Here is a 14,789-nt window from a genome sequence, read left to right as displayed (position 1 = left end):
TTTTTTGATGTGAAAGCGCGCTGCGTCTAAATGTCTATAAAGAAAAACGCCCAATAAACATTGGGCGTGTTCGCGAATGATTAACGCATGTTACTTCGCTAGGCGTTGTTGGTACATGGTGGATGTCACCTCTTTGACCGCTTTAATCATTTGCGGATATGGCATATCAGTCACAGTGACAAAACCAATATTGGCATTTTCGCCATCAAAGGCACGCCCAGTAATCGGCTCGTCAATATACTGAAACCAGTGGGCCCCAACCATATAGGGTTTGTCCAGTACGCTTTGCATGTATTCTTTATACATCTTTGCTCTATCACGCTGGTTGGCAGCATGCACAATGCCAGGATTGTACATACCTGATTCTTTGGTGCTTCCAATATGGAACTCGCCAATCACCACAGGTAAATCAACCTCTTCTAAAAATTTCCAATAATGTTCTTGCACCCCTTCTTCATAAATATTGAAGCTCAGCACATCTGAGTATTTTAATGAAGCGGTAATGATCTCGTCAGGCATACCCCAGTTCGCCATACGTGCCCCCATATACAGATGATTTGGCAAAGCGGCCTCTAGGGTGTTATGCACCACTTTAAAGTATTGCTCTCCTAACATTTCCAGCATTTTTGATAAATCGCTTACTTGCTCGGCACTGTAGTCTTCGAAAGTCGCCCCCTCATCGAACGCTTGCCAGCTAGTAAAATCTGATGACCAAGCTGTGTTTAGGGCATCAATGGTCTGATACTTTTCGTGCATATAATGACTAAATGCTTGTTTTGCTGGGCTTTCACTCACTCCTTTAGATAGGGCATCTAATATCACGCCATAGCGCTGAGAGACCGTGCCTTCGCGTTCGCCCCAACTTTTTTCGTTGTCAATAAACACCCCAGCACACCAAGGCGAAGATTGAATATTCTGTGCAATCGCATCAATAGTCACTTTCGCCCGCTGTGCGAAAACAGGATCGAACGGGTCAGGCATCAGCCCCCAGTGATTGGTATGCCCTGACAAGGTTTGAAAATCACCAATAATCCAGCCATTGGCGAAATAAGGTACTTGCTCTGATTGATAAAATGCCGGATCAACCCAATTGCCAAAAGAGGTAAAACCCCAGTCGTGCATGCGTTTGGCGGTGACGTCGTGCCAAGTGTCTACGTAGGAAGGTACACCATTTTTTTCGCCATGATCACCATATCGGCGCTCTAAGTTTGCGCGATAAAAACTATAGGTTTCACCGTGGGGGATCGGCCCTTTATGCGTTGAACGGCGGTAGCTGTAATGTTCTGCTAGCTCATCATCATAGCTAGGTAACCACTGGAACATGTCATGCCGGGCCTCGGAAATAACATAACGTTTGTCTTTGATTTCGTTAGGAATGTGCACTATCCCCATGGAATCTTCTGGGGTAATTTCCTCACTACTGCGATTGCGAATACTCGGCTGATCGTAATCAATCCCCGTTAGCGTGGTCATATTCGCCATGCGCACGTTAGCAGGGCCATGAGAGAAAAACAGGTAACCATCTGGGTCGACCATCCACCATTTTCCGTCGACTTTTTCGGTTCTAAAAAAACCGGTTGCTTCACGTTTAGGCGCCTTAGTATATCCACCAAAACGAGAGCGGTCTGGCATGCCCGTTGATTTGGCTAATTCAGCTAACTCTTCGTCAGCTTTTTGTTTTAATTGTGCGTCGGTATGCACATCAAGAGGCGTACTTTGTTTGGCGTTTTGCCCATATTTATCAATTAACCCGACCATAACACTGGCGTCATGTACTGGGTTAGCACGCAAACGCACATCATCTAAAATCACAGATTTGTTTTGCAATATTCCAATGGTGAAAAAGTTGAGTGCTTTTATTTGGCTATAATCTTGGTCTGCTTTGCGCCAAGAGCGCCACACCATTAAGTCATCTTGGGTTTGCCAATGAGGCACATCGCCCCACATGCCGCTGTCAGTTTCGGCTTCTATGCCATCAAGAGGGAAGTAAACTGTTCCTGAATAATCAGGCGCCAAGGCAATAGAGTGGCTTTGTATCTGGCCCTGAGTATTCTCTAATGACAAATACAAATGAACCGAACTTTGACTAGTGTTTTGTACATCAAACGCAATATTGTAGTTTTCGTACTCAGACAAATTCCACGGAGTGGGAGGCTCCACCCGCAAGGTAGAAATATTACCAGCACTTTCAAACTCCACTGCTAGCTGTTTATTAGCCATGCTGTCGCTACTGGTGATCTGCGTCAAGGAAATATCGCTTTCATGCAACCAAGAAAATTGCTCTTTGTTATCAAAGTCAATCAACGAAGCAATTCTTTGCTCGTTAGCAAATGCGTCTTGCGCTGCGCCCTGTTGACTATTTTTACCAGTAAACTCTTCTTGGGCACGCTTGGACTGGGCCACTTCTTGTTGATCATTACTACAGCCGGTCAAAGCAATGGCTAGGGCAATTGCGCTCAGACTAAAGGAAGCCTTTTTGGTTAATTGTCGGTATTTCATCTTGTTCTTCCCGTTGTGAAATAGGTTGTTCAGCCATGAGTACGTGCGGTTACTCAAGGCTGAAGCTAACCTAAGGTTTTAAACTAAAACTAAGTAATTGATGGTGAGCCGTCACAAAGACTTTTGTTTGATCTGCATTAAACGCTAAATTGGCCGCTATACTCGGCAAATGCACTTTTGCCAGCAATACGCCTTGAGGGTCAAAAACCCAAATTCCCTCGGGACCCGTCGCAAACACGATCCCGCTACGATGCACCTTTAAGCCATCGGGTAAACCATGCTGGCTGTGTGATTGAACAGGCGCTTGATGGAACAACTTGCGGCTGTGTACCCGACCGTCATCGTCTATTACGTAGTTATACCAACTAGGATTAGCAGTGTTAGAGGCCGATACATAGAGTGTTTTCTCGTCAGGAGACAATGCAATGCCATTAGGATAAACAAGGGAATCGTCAAGCAGGGTTAAATTTCCCTTAGGGCTCAAAGCATATACGCCTTGAAACGCCAGCTCTTTGGCCGGATCCTCTAATTGCTTCGCTAACCCATAGGGCGGGTCAGTGAAATAGAGCGTACCTTTGGTACCTCCTTTACGACTGAAAACCCCATCATTCGGGCTATTAAACTTTTTGCCTTGGAAGTGGCTAGCGAGAACGAGGTACTTGCTTGCGTCAAACGTCGCATCGCCTGTGCTTACTTTTTTCTCGGTGTGCCCGTCTGGGGCTGAAGCAACGGGTCGGGCACGCTTATTCCCGTCAGCCAATAACGTACTTATTGAGTTTTTTAACAACCCAATTTGGCGAGTGCGAGACTGCATTAAAATAAGTTGCTGTTGGTTGTTAAATACTAAGCCGTTCGAAAAACCGCTATGGGTAAGCAACTCGCTTACACCCTGCCCTGCTTTGTAACGATAAACTTTATGCGTTGGGATATCTGAGAATAGTAGAGCCTCATCTTCAGCAGACCAAACAGGCCCTTCCACCCACTCAAAGCCTCTGGCTAAAACGTCAATAGTGGCCTCTAGGTCCAAAATACTGAGCACTTTAGGGTCAAAAATTTCAAAGGCACCGACACGCACAGGCCCATTGAGCGACGCAGCATCTAACCTTGATGCCGGGGTACGTTGAACCTGAGCTTGCTCCCCCTTACCTGACGGTGCACTCGTTGTTGTGCATCCGCCTAGCGCCACCAGGGTGATAGCACTAAGTATAGTGGTTACTACATAGCGTTTATTTAGATTGAGCATTGCCAAACCGCCTAGTGTAAATCTGCTGATTAACGTCTTTGGCCGCATCAACCAAAGGTTTATATGGCGTATCGGTTACGCTAACAAAACCCACATTGTAGTTCTCACCGTCATATGCTCGTCCCGTCAGGGGTGAATCAATGTATTGGAACCAATGAGCACCGATCAAATACGGATTATCAATGACACTATTAACGTACTCTTGATATTTTTTCCCTCTATCTGCTTGTGATTCAGCGTGGATCAAGCCCGGATTGAGCAAGCCAGAATCGAGGGCGCCGTTATGAAACTCTCCGATAATACTCGGTTTGTCTATCTCGGCTAAGAAGCCCCACGCTTCGTCGGTAATGGCTTCTTTGTAGTAGTTGTAACTCATGACGTCTGCGTATTTTGCGGCGGCTTTGCGAATTTCATCCGTCATACCCCAGTCAGCGAAACGTGCTCCCATGTACATATGATTAGGCAGAGTCTGTGCGACCGCATCGTGCACGACTTCAAAGTATTTTTCGGCGTATAAACTGAGCATAGCTGAAAGATCTGCAATCAATGGATCGTTGAATTTACTTATGGATACACCTTTGGCGAGTGCATCCCAAGAGCGGATCTGTGTGTTCCATTTTGCATTGAGTTGCTGGATATCGCTGTAGCGGCTTTTTAAATACGCCACAAATTGCGCTTTGGTTGGACTTTCGTTTGCGTCAACATTAAGGGTATGAATAACAATGCCATATTTACCTTCAATGGACCCCTCTTGCCCCCAACTTTTTTCATTGTCGATAAACACACCAACACACCAAGGATTATCCTGCACTTCTTGGGCAATCTTGCTCGCGGTAACCATCGCTCGTTCTTTAAAAACAGGGTCGAATGGATCAGGCAATGGGCTCCAATAGTCATTGCCGCTGCTGACGGTTTTAAAGTCTCCTATGATCCAACCATTCGCAAAATAGGGAATGCGATTCAGTTGATAAAAGCTAGGATCAATCCAATTACCAAAAGAGGTAAAACCCCAATCAAGCATTCTATCTACTGTGGTGTCGCGCCATTTGGACATGAAGACATTTGGCTCATCACTGGCATATTTACGCGCTAGGTTGGCGCGGTAGAAGCTGTATGTTTCTCCTTTTTCAACCACACCCGTGTGTACTTCACGACGATAACCAAAATGCTTTCCTAACGGTTCATCATAGCTGGGTAACCAGGTGAACATATTCGCTCTTAGCTCAGAGCTAACGTGACGACTTGGCCATGCTGCTTCTGGGGCGCGATTCAAACCGATTGAATCCTCTGGGGTAAAATCTCCCGCTGCGCGCTGTTGAATAAACTGTTGGTCAAAATCATAACCGGTAATGGTTGAGGTGTTTGACATACGCACATTGGCAATACCGTTTGAGAAAAACAAATAGCCTTGTGGATCAACTAAGGTCCATTTTCCTTGATATTTTGCGGTCCTAAAATAACCTGTCGCTTCCAGTTTCGGCCCGTCTGCCCAACCGTTAAACTTAGAGCGACCTTCTGGTACGGTGTGGCTAAATGAGGCTTGTTCTTGGGCGTTTAATGCGCGCAGCTGTCCTACGCTTTCAATTTTGTTGTTGAACTGACGTTTGTCGTTTTGGCCGAATTCGTCTACCAAACCCACCAGATATTGGTCGTCCAATGCTTGCGGCTTGATCAAGCGAAGGTTATCCACGATTAGATGTTTATCCTCAGCGACACCTCTGACATCAAATTCAATACTTTTCACCCGGCTTAAATCAATTTTTTTGGTACCGTAACGCCAAATCATTGGCGTGTATTCACTTTGCCAATTATTCGGATTGGAACGAATACCGGTCTCAATAGACAAATCAGGGTCATTAAGCGCCATAAAATAGGTATCGCTTGAGTTGGCGGGCACAACAAAACTACGATTGTGTGATTGCCCTGCTGCATCTTTGGCAGATACATAGAGATGAACAGAGTGTGCATCGGGGTTTTCGATGTCTAACGCGAAGGCAAACTGTCCTTCTTGGCTCCAATCCCACGGTTTGTTAGGGGTGAAGCTAAAACCTGCTTTTTTGTTATTTTTCGAATGCAGATCGATTGCCAACTTTTGCTCGCCGTTTTCATCAATAACGCGCGTATCTGCTGCGGTCAAAGTCAGGCTTTTTAAAACCTTGGTATCGGAAAAATTCCATGGTAATGCAGTAACTGCCGTCAGTTTTTCCGTAGCCTTGTTCGCAGGGGCAGCAGTGTTATCGGCCGCCTGTTGATCGCAACCCGCCACTGTCGTAAATGCGAGGGCGATTGCGCTTAACATAAAGCCTTTAGCGCTTAAAAAGCGATTAGCAATTAAGAAGCCTTTAGCGCTTGAAAATGTATTCATTTTGCCTCCTTAACAGGGTATTTTTTTAAGGTTTCAACCATTGCGGATACCTTGACTATCAGTGTCTCTGCTTCTTCGTCACTGCTCACGGGAGATGCCAGCGCTCCGCCGATCCCTATGCCCGCAGCGCCGTTTTGCATCCATTGCTGGTAATTATGTTCATCGATGCCGCCCACAGGGAAAAAGGTCGTGTTTAAAAACGGACCTTTAGCCAAGTCTTTTAAATACCCAGTGCCCATGGCCCCTGCGGGGAAAAGCTTTACGATGTCAGCTTTGGCTTGCGTAGCATTAACCACATCAGTGGGCGTTAACGCTCCCATCACCACAGGTACGTCCAAACTGTGAGCATGGCGCACCACATCAGCGCTGGTATTCGGGGTCACCAAAAATTGCGCTCCTGCTTTTGTGGCTTCATCGACCAAGCTAATGTCGGTGATCGTGCCTGCACCAATTAACATATCTGGGTAGTGTGTACGTGCCTGAGTAATGGCGTTTTGATAACCTGGCGTGTTGCTGGTTATTTCGACCGCCCCAACACCGGCTTTATGCATACACGCTAAAATCGGCGGAATATCGTTTGGATCAGTCACTCGAATGATTACCACTAGTTTTTCGCGGATAAGGCGCTGGCGCACCTCGTCTCGCGTCATGGTATTTGATTGACTTGCTGGTGCGATTGTCTCAATCATCTGGCTGTTGTCTGGCATGGCCATCTTTGTTCTCACTTACTGATAAATTAAATTCATTTTTCTTGCTGGTACGTTTGAAAAAGCCCGGCATTATCGAATGATATGGCCGGATATATTGCCTTGGGCCACTGACATAATTTCCGCTTCACTTAGCCAGTTTTGATCGCCGTAACAGGTATGCCCTAAGGCGAATGCGGCATTGGCAAATTGCACAGTTTTATCTTTGCTCCAGCCTTGGAACAAACCATGCAGAATACCCGCGGCAAAGGCATCCCCAGTGCCGAGTCTGTCAAGAATGTCTACTGTGATATCGTTTGAGGCAATGACTGTCTCGCCGCTTAAGTAAAAACCACGTAGCGTATTTTGGTTGGCGCTGTGATGATTTCGCTGGGTAATAGCAGCATCAACTGCGAAATGTTCATGTAGGAATAAACCAATATCTTTTGCCGCCGCGATATTGTCTGTAGATTTTGGGGTAAAATCGAACACGTCTTGCATCACGCCTGCATTACCAAACGCCAATGTGCTATGAGCTAAGATTTGACTAAAGTAGTCCCGCGCGAGACTGCTATCAGCCCATAGGCTGCGCCGATAATTCAAATCGAAGCTAACTGACAATCCCATTTTTCGCGCCACTTGTACGGCTTTAATACTCTCAGTGGCACATTGCTCAGAAAGCGCCGGTAAAATGCCACTTAAGTGAAAGTGTTGCTTATTAGCAAAAATTTCTGCCCAATCGAATTCATTTTCACTGATTTGAGCGATAGAAGAATACGCCCTGTCGTACACCACTTTCGATGGGCGAATTGACGACCCTAGTTCAATAAAATAGCTGCCAATTCGCTGACCACCGCGAATCACATGTTTGGTGCGAATACCATATTGATGTAAGCTGGCAAGAGCGTGCTGTGCCAGTGGGTTCTCAGGTAATTTACTAACAAAGTGGCATTGATGGCCTAAACGTGCCAATGAACTGGCTACATTGGTCTCTGCTCCAGCAAAGTCGACACTGAGATTTTTCGCCACTATTAACTGCTGCTGGGGCATGGCTGGCGTTAATCTCAACATCACTTCACCAAAAAAAACGCTACTCATTTTGTTTCTCCACTTGAGCTAGGGTGTTGATGAATTACTTGGGTATCAGATAGCGGACCGTCACTCGTATCTAAAGGAGGAAGTTGAATTTGTTCTACTTTGCCAACAAGAAAAAGATAAGAGCACAAGCCAACAAGCGCTAAACAGGCCACTAAGATGAGTGCGGGCCGAAAGTCACCGTCTTTTGCTAGATAACCGATAGCAATCGGTACTGTGACGGCGGATAATCCCCCGATAAAATTAAAACAACCTCCCACTAACCCCACCATGTGTTTAGGCGCGATGAGTGACACAAACACCCAGTTGATTGATGCTAACCCATTACCAAAAAACGTGACCGATAAGAAAAACGTGACCCACTGGGTGCTCTCAACGTAGTTGGCTAAAATCACCGTACTTGATAGCAATAAGCCAACAATAATTGGGGCTTTGCGTGCTACCTCATTTGAGACCCCTTTTCGTACTAACCAGTCGGACAAAAAGCCAGACAGCAATACCCCGCAAAAGGCAGCTAGAAAAGGAATAGAGGCGATAAAGCCGGTATTTAATTCGCTTAAACCACGATACTCAGCCAAGTAAGTGGGAAACCAAGTTAAAAAGAAAATAAGCGTACCGCCTAAGCAGAATTGCCCTATGTATATTCCCCATAACTTTCGGCTAGAAAACGCAATTTTGAGATTTCGCCAACTGGCAGTCGCCTGTGCTTGCGAAGGATCTGTAGTCTGTCTGTCATTGTGCAATTTTTGGGGTGTGTCGCCTGTGATAGCATCTTGGTTATCAGTATTCGACTCACTTTGAACAGCGGGGTCACGATACAGTAGATACCAGACGCCGGCCCAAATAATGCCAATTCCACCCGAGATAAAAAACAACCCTCGCCAACCAAACCATTGTTGAATAAGCGCCAATACTGGCATTAAAAAGGCGAGACCAATAAATTGCCCTGAGGTATATACCGCAATGGCACCTGCTCGCTCTTGTTCAGCAAACCACTGGGTCACAATTTTATTATTTGCTGGGTATGAAGGTGCTTCAAAAAAACCAATTGCCATACGACAACCAACAATGGCTGAGAAGCTACTCAGTAGCCCTTGGACTATGGTTGCCAGCGACCATGCCACTAGGATAAACGGATACAAGAGGCGTATACGTATTGAATCCACTAACATGCCGCCAGGAATTTGCATAATAGAGTAAGTCCAAGCGAACGCTGAGAATATGATGCCCATCTGCACTTTGCTGAATTCCAAATCATCTGAGATGGCTTGTGCCGCCACAGATATATTGGTTCGATCCATGTAGTTGATCACGACGCTTAAAAATATCAGCGCTAGAACACCAAACTTACTCTTGCTCTTTGCAGACGCAGAATGGGTGTTAATGTGTTGTGTTATTGCCATCTATTTACTCGCTTACCAATTGGTGTATGAGCCGTCAGGCTTGATTAAGCGTGGTGGCTCCCAGAATTTGAAGCCATTTTTAGGAATGTTTGATTCGTTCACATCGATGCCCAACCCTGGGCGATTGGTCACGTCGAAGGTATTATTTGAGACTTTAGGGCGGTGACTAAATATTTCGTCATATTGCGCCAAGTCTCCGTCATAGGGAGCGATTTCGAGCCAACTCAAGTTGGCCACTGCTGCACAGTAATGCACTGATGCTGCCGTGCATATAGGGCTTAGAGGGTTGTGCGGCATCATGTCGATATAGCGGGTTTCACACATAGCGGCAATCTTCATGGCTTCAGTGAACCCACCGGCATTGCAAATATCAATACGCGCGAAGTTAGTCAGCGCTGAATCCACGTATGGAACAAAGTCCCATTTGCTGGAGAACTCCTCGCCTATGGCGAAGGGCACATCGACCATCGCGCGCAAGTTTTGATAACTGACTAAAGATTGGTCTCTAATCGGCTCTTCAATAAAATCTAACGTTCCGCTTGGCATACGTTGACAAAAAGAAGCGGTTTCGGCCACCGTTAACCTATGATGATAATCAATACCTAACACCGTTTCGCTGCCTAACGTCTCACGCGCTTTTGTTAACCAAGTTGACGCTTTGGCAATGGATTTTCGTGCATCGAAAACATCACTCTTATCGACTGAGCCATGTTCGCCTGTCGTTGCTCGTATCACTTGCCAACCTTCGTTTTGAAGCTGACAGACGTGATCAACAAAAGCGTCACCAAAGTCTAATGTTGAGGTAACAAACAGTGGAATACGCTCACGTTGTTTTCCCCCTAATAACTGGTAAACCGGCATGTTGAAATACTTGCCACATGCATCATGTAGGGCAATATCGATAGCGGATATCGCGGCGGCAAGTACCCTGCCCCCTTCAAAATATTGGCTGCGATACATTTCTTGCCACAAAGCACTAATATTTAAAGCTGATTGACCAATTAAAAAATGTTTGAAATGTTCAACTGCACCAATAACCGCTTGTTCTCTGCCAGATAAACCAGATTCCCCCCAGCCATAAATGCCCTGGTCGGTTTCCACCTTAACCAGGCATACATTGCGAAAGCCGAGCCAAAAACCATAGGTTTTGATATCTGTTATTTTCATGCGGAAAGCTCACTTAATTGTGATGTAATCACACTCGACCAATAGTCACCGCCACTGATGACATGCTTGGTTAAGGCACGCACGGCGGACTCTTCATCCCCGGCTTTGAGTAAATACAGTAGGTGATCGTGCTCTTTTATCGTGGCGCTGAATCGCGTTTGGCAAACCGGTAAATCTCCGTGTAAGGCTTGTAAAATGAGCTTTTTATTTTTCCATAAACGCAACGCACTGGTGTTGTAATGATGACGGTACATTTCCCAATGAAAGGCAGTATCTAGGTCACGTAGACCTGCTGAGTCATTCACATTTAGGGACCTTAGCTGCGCTTGAATTGCATCTAATCGCGCTAGACTTTCAGCGCTGCAGTGCTTGGCATACCAGGCCAAAAAGTAGGGTTCAAGAAGCTGTAATATTTCGAAAACTTCACGCATGGTGGCATATTCGAATGCAGCCACGCGCGCACCACTATTTTTTTGGAACGTGACGAAGCCTTCCCCTTCAAGTTGCTTTAATGCCTCACGCACAGGATTAATACTGGTTTGGTAACAACTCGCTAAGTGCGTTGTTACTAGGCGATCACCACTGATTAACTTGCCAGTGGCAATGTCTGCCAGTATGCAATTGTAAATGCTTTGCTCACCCTGCAATAAAATTTGCATGCCAAGGCTGGGGCCTGAGACTTGTTCACTCATGGAAAATCCAAATTACACATAAAGTTGAGAAGTAAGTGGCATTAGAAATCGTTAAGTCGCTTTCCAACACTCTTATTACACATTCTACAAATTATAGTAAATTGTCAACAATTAACTTTAAATTAATTAACCAAAATGACACGTTTAGGACACAAGAATGAGGCTTACGCGCGACCGAGGACATGACGCTTTGAATAAGAAGGCCCCCTAATAACGCTACAAGAAACGTTTTATCAGGATTAATTAATGGAAGTAGCGCACTAGGGTCTGATAAGATATAGGCCGTTTTAGCGATATAAATAACTGGCTTTTTATGAAAATAATTTCTTTCAACATCAATGGTATACGCGCACGCCTCCATCAACTAAAGGCACTTATCGACAAACATCAACCTGATATTATCGGCCTGCAAGAAATTAAAGTGCATAACGATATGTTTCCTGTGGCTGACGTGGAAGCAATGGGTTACAAAGTGTATTTTCATGGCCAAAAAGCACATTACGGCGTGGCAATGTTATGTAAAGAAGAGCCCACAGATGTGCAATACGGCTTCCCAACAGATGACGAAGACGCCCAGCGTCGCATGATCATGGTTAGCTACCCTATGCCCAACGGCGAAACCGTGCGTGTATTGAACGGTTACTTTCCTCAGGGTGAGAACCGTTCACATGAAACCAAATTTCCAGCCAAGCGCAAATACTACGAAGATTTATCGACTTATTTAACTACCCATCACACACCTGATGAGAACGTTGTTGTAATGGGCGATGTGAATATTTCGCACACTGATTTAGATATAGGCATAGGTGAGCCAAACCGTAAACGTTGGTTACAAACAGGTAAATGCAGTTTTCTGCCGGAAGAGCGCGTATGGCTGAATGATTTGATTGACTGGGGCTTTAGTGATGGATTTCGTACTTTGAATCCAGAGACAAACGAGCACTTTAGCTGGTTTGATTATCGCTCTAAGGGCTTTTTAGATAATCGTGGTTTACGTATCGACTTAATATTAGCCACCAAAAAATTGCATGAATCGCTCAGTGATGCCGGTATTGATTACGAGCTAAGAGGCATTGAAAAGCCTTCTGATCACGCGCCTATTTGGGCTGAGTACAAAGATTAGCTGAGGAATCGAGTTTGTTAGAATACACCACCAATATTCAATACCTTGCTTGGGTGGGATATGCGGTATGTTTAATGGCAGTCATACGCTTTTTGCCATTATCCAGTTTAGTGAAAGATAAAAAGATCCAGCATTTGGTGTTTGGCAGTGCTGCCAGTGTGTTCTTTTTATGGATTTTTCAGACCGGTATCTACCCTGGGCTGCAGGTGCACTTCTTATGGCTTACCGCATTGATGTTGGTCCTAGGTTTTCGCTGGGCTGTGATCAGCTCATTTTTGGCTTTGCTTGGCATCACTGTAGTCGGTGAAGAAAGTTGGCGGATGTTTGGGGTAAACGGCTTACTTGGTGTGCTTGCTCCTTTGAGTTTGAGCTATTTAATTTATAGCTTTGTATTTCACAAGTTATCCCGTCATGTGTTTGTGTATATATTTTTGTGTGCATTTTTACCTGGTGCATTAATGATGGCAGTGAAAATGTATTTACTTGGCGGGTATTTCTATCTGGACGGTCAATACGACTGGCACACTATTCAAGACAATTATTTGGTGCTGATTTGGTTATTGCTGTTTCCTGAGGGCATGCTAAACGGCATGACTATGACCTTGATGATCATTTATAAGCCCCAGTGGGCCTACACATTCTATGAAAAGTTTTATATTCATAAAAAGTAGAGTCTTAATCGGCTAACTGATCGCTTTTTATCAGCTTAAGACACATTAAAACCGCCGCTAAATGAACATTTAGCGGCGGTTTTTTATACCGATAACGCAATGACTACTGTGCTAAACGCTCAACCATCGCTTGACCGACAGCACCCGCCGACGCTGGGTTTTGCCCAGTAATTACGCGGTCTTGTTTAATGACGTATTCACCCCAAGGAGCAATTTTAGCATACTGCCCGGCGCGTCGTGTTAGTGCCTCCTCTAGCAAGAAAGGGATTTTATTAATGGTACCGTATTCCACTTCTTCTTCACGGGTAAAGCCGGTGACCATGATGTCTTCAATTAAGTATTTACCACTTGATAACTTAATAGGCAGTAAACCTGCAGGACCGTGACATACAGCGCCTACAACAGCACCCTTTTCAAATATAGTCGCCGTCAACTTAGCAACATTTTCATCATCTGCTAGATCAGACAGCAAGCCGAAACCACCAGGATAAAACACGGCATCGTAGTCATCTGGATTTACATCACTGGCTTTTTTCGTGTTTGCCAATTTATTGGCTAAATCTTCGTTGATAAATACATCGCTGTTGATTTGATCACCTTCCATATCAACCCCGTATACAGGTGCGTTGCCACCTTTAATTGATACCAGTTCATAGTGATAACCTGCTTCTAGAAAAGCGTGTAAGGCATGAGTCAGTTCCGGAGAGTAGGTACCATTAGCTTCGTCAGTCGAGCCAAGCGTGGCATGGTTAGTCAGAATAATTAGTACATTTTTCATTAGTATCTCCTAGCGTTGATATTGATAAGTTTTTACGATGAAAAGAGTGTAGCTTTTTGGCATTTGTTTGATAATCCCGATAAATGGCAAATCATTATTGCAAATATGCAATAATACTATTCACTAAACTATTTATTGCCGGAGTTATATGAGTTTTAGCTTCAATGGGATCATTGAGTTTGTGGCGGTAGCAGAAACCCAGGGCTTTTCAGCCGCCGCGCGCAAATTGAACGTCAATGTATCGCACATTAGCCGCAAAGTAGCTGCCTTAGAAAAAGAATTAGGCGTGTCTTTACTCGCCCGCAGCACGCGAACTGTTCGCTTAACGGATGCTGGTCAAGCCTATTTTAGTCGCTGCCAAGAATTGGTATATGGCTTACAAGAAGCCAATGAAACCGTCTTCGATAAACAAGTAGAGCTTAGCGGTACGTTAAAAGTGTCTGCGGCGGGAGAGTTCGCTGAGCAACATATTGCACCCGTGTTAGTCGAATTTGCTCAACTGCACCCAAAGCTCACTATCGAAATGGACTTTAATTCGCAAATGGTCAATTTTATTGACGACGCATTCGATTTCTCGATCCGCTATGGCCCCATGAAAGATTCAAGCTTAATTGCCCGAAAGCTTACCAATCGTTCATTAGTCGCAGCAGCCAGCGAGGATTATCTCGTCGAAAACGGTTTTCCCACACACCCCAATCAATTGATAGAGCACAACTGTTTGATGACCAATAATGATACTTGGTTCTTCAGAGATAACAGCAAAACCATTAAAGTTAAACTAGATGCAAGATGGCGCTCGAATAGCGTGCGTAGTGTGATATTGGCATGTGAACGTGGCTTAGGGGTCGCTTATCTACCCCGTTCAAGTTTCGGTAATGCAATTAAAAATAGGACGGTAGTACCCGTGCTTGAGCCTTATTGGAATCGTGAAATCGCAACCTGGATTGTCTATGCAAATCGTAACTTTTTACCTGCAAAAGCACGCTTAGCAATTCACTTTTTATTAGATAAATTCAAAGACTGGCAAGAATAGCTCCCTCCCGACAGGGCATGGCCAATCGAGAGAG

Annotated in this window: 12 protein-coding genes; 3 read left to right on the top strand and 9 right to left on the bottom strand. The window is 45.0% G+C overall.

Annotated features, from left to right (window positions below; translation table 11 throughout):
• Nucleotides 1–90 precede the first annotated feature (90 nt).
• The 8 genes from FX988_RS20915 to FX988_RS20880 form a co-directional block, all read right to left on the bottom strand.
• Nucleotides 91–2,499 (bottom strand): beta-galactosidase, encoded by a 2,409-nt coding sequence (locus FX988_RS20915; protein ID WP_160181993.1) that lies wholly within the window; start codon nt 2,497–2,499, stop codon nt 91–93.
• Nucleotides 2,500–2,569: 70 nt separating this feature from the next.
• Nucleotides 2,570–3,742, bottom strand: coding sequence for an SMP-30/gluconolactonase/LRE family protein (locus tag FX988_RS20910; protein ID WP_160181992.1), 1,173 nt, complete (start codon nt 3,740–3,742; stop codon nt 2,570–2,572).
• Complete coding sequence (locus tag FX988_RS20905) at nt 3,726–6,107, bottom strand: beta-galactosidase (RefSeq protein WP_160181991.1); 2,382 nt, start codon at nt 6,105–6,107, stop codon at nt 3,726–3,728. The genes FX988_RS20910 and FX988_RS20905 overlap by 17 nt, the downstream gene beginning before the upstream one ends.
• Nucleotides 6,104–6,820 carry a bifunctional 4-hydroxy-2-oxoglutarate aldolase/2-dehydro-3-deoxy-phosphogluconate aldolase gene (locus FX988_RS20900; protein WP_160181990.1) on the bottom strand — a complete coding sequence of 239 codons (717 nt, stop codon included), beginning with the start codon at nt 6,818–6,820 and terminating at the stop codon, nt 6,104–6,106. Before FX988_RS20900 ends, FX988_RS20905 begins: the two co-directional genes overlap by 4 nt.
• Before the next feature lie 66 nt (nt 6,821–6,886).
• Nucleotides 6,887–7,891 carry a sugar kinase gene (locus FX988_RS20895; RefSeq protein WP_160181989.1) on the bottom strand — a complete coding sequence of 335 codons (1,005 nt, stop codon included), beginning with the start codon at nt 7,889–7,891 and terminating at the stop codon, nt 6,887–6,889.
• Nucleotides 7,888–9,291 (bottom strand): MFS transporter, encoded by a 1,404-nt coding sequence (locus tag FX988_RS20890; protein WP_160181988.1) that lies wholly within the window; start codon nt 9,289–9,291, stop codon nt 7,888–7,890. Before FX988_RS20890 ends, FX988_RS20895 begins: the two co-directional genes overlap by 4 nt.
• A gap of 12 nt (nt 9,292–9,303) precedes the next feature.
• Entirely contained in the window at nt 9,304–10,458 is a 1,155-nt protein-coding gene (locus tag FX988_RS20885) for a mandelate racemase/muconate lactonizing enzyme family protein (protein WP_160181987.1), read from the bottom strand.
• Nucleotides 10,455–11,150, bottom strand: coding sequence for a GntR family transcriptional regulator (locus tag FX988_RS20880; RefSeq protein WP_160181986.1), 696 nt, complete (start codon nt 11,148–11,150; stop codon nt 10,455–10,457). Before FX988_RS20880 ends, FX988_RS20885 begins: the two co-directional genes overlap by 4 nt.
• Before the next feature lie 313 nt (nt 11,151–11,463).
• Here FX988_RS20880 and xthA point away from each other — a divergent pair, with 313 nt between their 5' ends.
• Together xthA and FX988_RS20870 are read left to right on the top strand one after the other, a co-directional pair.
• The gene (gene xthA / locus FX988_RS20875; RefSeq protein ID WP_160181985.1) at nt 11,464–12,273 is read left to right on the top strand and encodes an exodeoxyribonuclease III; all 810 of its coding nucleotides are present in this window, start codon (nt 11,464–11,466) and stop codon (nt 12,271–12,273) included.
• Between the two features lie 14 nt (nt 12,274–12,287).
• Complete coding sequence (locus tag FX988_RS20870) at nt 12,288–12,944, top strand: energy-coupling factor ABC transporter permease (protein ID WP_160181984.1); 657 nt, start codon at nt 12,288–12,290, stop codon at nt 12,942–12,944.
• 103 nt (nt 12,945–13,047) lie between these two features.
• On the opposite strand, the gene FX988_RS20865 is transcribed toward FX988_RS20870, so the two are convergent.
• Nucleotides 13,048–13,722, bottom strand: a complete 675-nt coding sequence (locus FX988_RS20865) for a type 1 glutamine amidotransferase domain-containing protein (protein ID WP_160181983.1) — start codon at nt 13,720–13,722, stop codon at nt 13,048–13,050.
• 148 nt (nt 13,723–13,870) lie between these two features.
• Here FX988_RS20865 and FX988_RS20860 point away from each other — a divergent pair, with 148 nt between their 5' ends.
• Nucleotides 13,871–14,755 carry a LysR family transcriptional regulator gene (locus FX988_RS20860; RefSeq protein WP_160181982.1) on the top strand — a complete coding sequence of 295 codons (885 nt, stop codon included), beginning with the start codon at nt 13,871–13,873 and terminating at the stop codon, nt 14,753–14,755.
• The last annotated feature ends 34 nt before the right edge of the window (nt 14,756–14,789 follow it).

The organism is Paraglaciecola mesophila (genome assembly GCF_009906955.1).
Lineage (GTDB): Bacteria > Pseudomonadota > Gammaproteobacteria > Enterobacterales > Alteromonadaceae > Paraglaciecola > Paraglaciecola mesophila_A.
Note: the sequence above shows the minus strand (reverse complement) of the source record. Positions and strands in the feature narration are given on the sequence as shown.

Excerpts from the sequence above, each read along its gene's own strand:
- FX988_RS20880 (WP_160181986.1), bottom strand. The coding sequence starts at position 11,150 with ATGAGTGAACAAGTCTCAGGCCCCAGCCTTGGCATGCAAATTTTATTG.
- FX988_RS20860 (WP_160181982.1), top strand. The coding sequence starts at position 13,871 with ATGAGTTTTAGCTTCAATGGGATCATTGAGTTTGTGGCGGTAGCAGAA.
- FX988_RS20905 (WP_160181991.1), bottom strand. The coding sequence starts at position 6,107 with ATGAATACATTTTCAAGCGCTAAAGGCTTCTTAATTGCTAATCGCTTT.
- FX988_RS20890 (WP_160181988.1), bottom strand. The coding sequence starts at position 9,291 with ATGGCAATAACACAACACATTAACACCCATTCTGCGTCTGCAAAGAGC.
- xthA (WP_160181985.1), top strand. The coding sequence starts at position 11,464 with ATGAAAATAATTTCTTTCAACATCAATGGTATACGCGCACGCCTCCAT.
- FX988_RS20865 (WP_160181983.1), bottom strand. The coding sequence starts at position 13,722 with ATGAAAAATGTACTAATTATTCTGACTAACCATGCCACGCTTGGCTCG.
- FX988_RS20900 (WP_160181990.1), bottom strand. The coding sequence starts at position 6,820 with ATGGCCATGCCAGACAACAGCCAGATGATTGAGACAATCGCACCAGCA.
- FX988_RS20895 (WP_160181989.1), bottom strand. The coding sequence starts at position 7,891 with ATGAGTAGCGTTTTTTTTGGTGAAGTGATGTTGAGATTAACGCCAGCC.
- FX988_RS20885 (WP_160181987.1), bottom strand. The coding sequence starts at position 10,458 with ATGAAAATAACAGATATCAAAACCTATGGTTTTTGGCTCGGCTTTCGC.
- FX988_RS20910 (WP_160181992.1), bottom strand. The coding sequence starts at position 3,742 with ATGCTCAATCTAAATAAACGCTATGTAGTAACCACTATACTTAGTGCT.
- FX988_RS20915 (WP_160181993.1), bottom strand. The coding sequence starts at position 2,499 with ATGAAATACCGACAATTAACCAAAAAGGCTTCCTTTAGTCTGAGCGCA.